This window comes from Massiliimicrobium timonense, assembly GCF_002160865.1.
Classification (GTDB): Bacteria; Bacillota_I; Bacilli_A; order Erysipelotrichales; family Coprobacillaceae; genus Allocoprobacillus.
In genome coordinates this window covers 1-1,415 of record NZ_NFLJ01000090.1, presented here as the reverse complement: position 1 = coordinate 1,415, position 1,415 = coordinate 1, and the positions used below count along the sequence as shown (strand labels likewise).

2 protein-coding genes and 1 rRNA gene are annotated in these 1,415 nt (G+C 37.9%); 1 reads left to right on the top strand and 2 read right to left on the bottom strand.

The window, feature by feature from the left end:
- Positions 1–11 precede the first annotated feature (11 nt).
- A 5S ribosomal RNA gene (gene rrf, locus B5E75_RS14255) occupies positions 12–120 on the top strand.
- A gap of 163 nt (positions 121–283) precedes the next feature.
- On the opposite strand, the gene B5E75_RS14250 is transcribed toward rrf, so the two are convergent.
- Positions 284–550, bottom strand: coding sequence for a hypothetical protein (locus B5E75_RS14250; protein WP_087360605.1), 267 nt, complete (start codon positions 548–550; stop codon positions 284–286).
- Entirely contained in the window at positions 513–1,334 is an 822-nt protein-coding gene (locus B5E75_RS14245; RefSeq protein WP_087360602.1) for an IS91 family transposase, read from the bottom strand. Before B5E75_RS14245 ends, B5E75_RS14250 begins: the two co-directional genes overlap by 38 nt.
- Positions 1,335–1,415: the final 81 nt, after the last annotated feature.

Here is a 1,415-nt window from a genome sequence, read left to right as displayed (position 1 = left end):
TGCTCAGATGATCTGGTGGCGAAGGCATGATGGACACACCTGTAACCATGCCGAACACAGAAGTTAAGCATCATAGCGGCGAAGATAGTGGGCAACTGCGACAATAGCACGCTGCCAGTCCATATGAGGGAATAGTCATTCTATTCCCTTTCTTTTTTTATTATAGGAATTTGGTTTCTTTTGATTGATAAATGCTTAAAGCAAATATTAATAATAAGCAAAATAAAAAGTAATGTACCAGCATTACTCTATTTTTCTGCATGCAAAAACGTAACCAGATCTATCATTTCTTGACCTGGTGCATTGTTCCTTTTCCACATTTCATGCAGATGCATGACAGTTCATCATCTCCATCAGCCTCCGCTATTTCACTTAATATGTATCCGTCAAGTTCCATTTCACATCCGCATCTGTCACATTTCATAAGTACCTTATCTGATTCATATGTGTCATCATGGAGAAGCATTTCATCAACTTCTTCTGGCGTTAATGGTTTGACTTCTGAGATATTTTTATGTGTAGATGCATCTTTCTTTGTACGGGATGTCATTCTTCCGTCCTCCTTCAAAGGGATTATATGTTTCAGCATAATTCATGATCATTCCACATCTGCATTTGATGGGATCCCTCTGAAATGATTGTATCATAAAATAACGGAAATGTGTCTTCTGGATTTGAATTTTTGCGATGGCCTGTCTTTCCTTCTTGTACTGTGTTTCCTTTTTCTGCTTATGAGCCAGAAGCTCAGCCATTCTATTGTAATGTCTGGTCGACCTGTTGGAATAGAATCCATAGTAGCGAGTCATCTTGAAGTTTTCATCCGGACAGTGTCTGATGACTTTTTGGATGAATCTCTCAACTCTTTCAGTGACATCGATTCTTTTGTCGTCCTCATGACGATTATAGAACCAATGAATCATTTTGGTCGTGTCATTATATTCTACAATTCTGCTTTCTGCCATGACAGGTCTGTTGGTATAGCGTGTTATATATGCGACGGTATCATCAACATCATCTTCGCTCTGGTCTTTTTTTGGTTCTTTGGCATAGACATAGAAACCGTCGGGATAGTTTTTATAAAGGTAATTTTTAAGTGCATGGAATTGTCTTGTGTTGATTTTCCTGTCAAGAAGGTCAAGGATTTGATACATCCAGGTTTTTCTGAGCTTATTGAAATCCATATAGGCAAGGCTTTTAATGGAGTCCTTCCTGAGATTGAGGGCATCCTGACAGACAAGCATGTGGATATGAGGATTGAATTCAAGGGGTCTGCCAAAAGTATGAAGGGTAGAGATGGTGTTGAATGCCAAATTAAATGATAAATAGTTCTTCAATTTATTTGGTTAGGATACAAGGTGAGATAACTATAATATTCAAATTAAATTGTCCGAGCTATTTATATTATTTGCTACGTG

Bases quoted from the DNA above. Each gene is read 5' to 3' on its own strand.
- B5E75_RS14250 (WP_087360605.1), bottom strand. From the start codon at position 550: ATGACATCCCGTACAAAGAAAGATGCATCTACACATAAAAATATCTCA.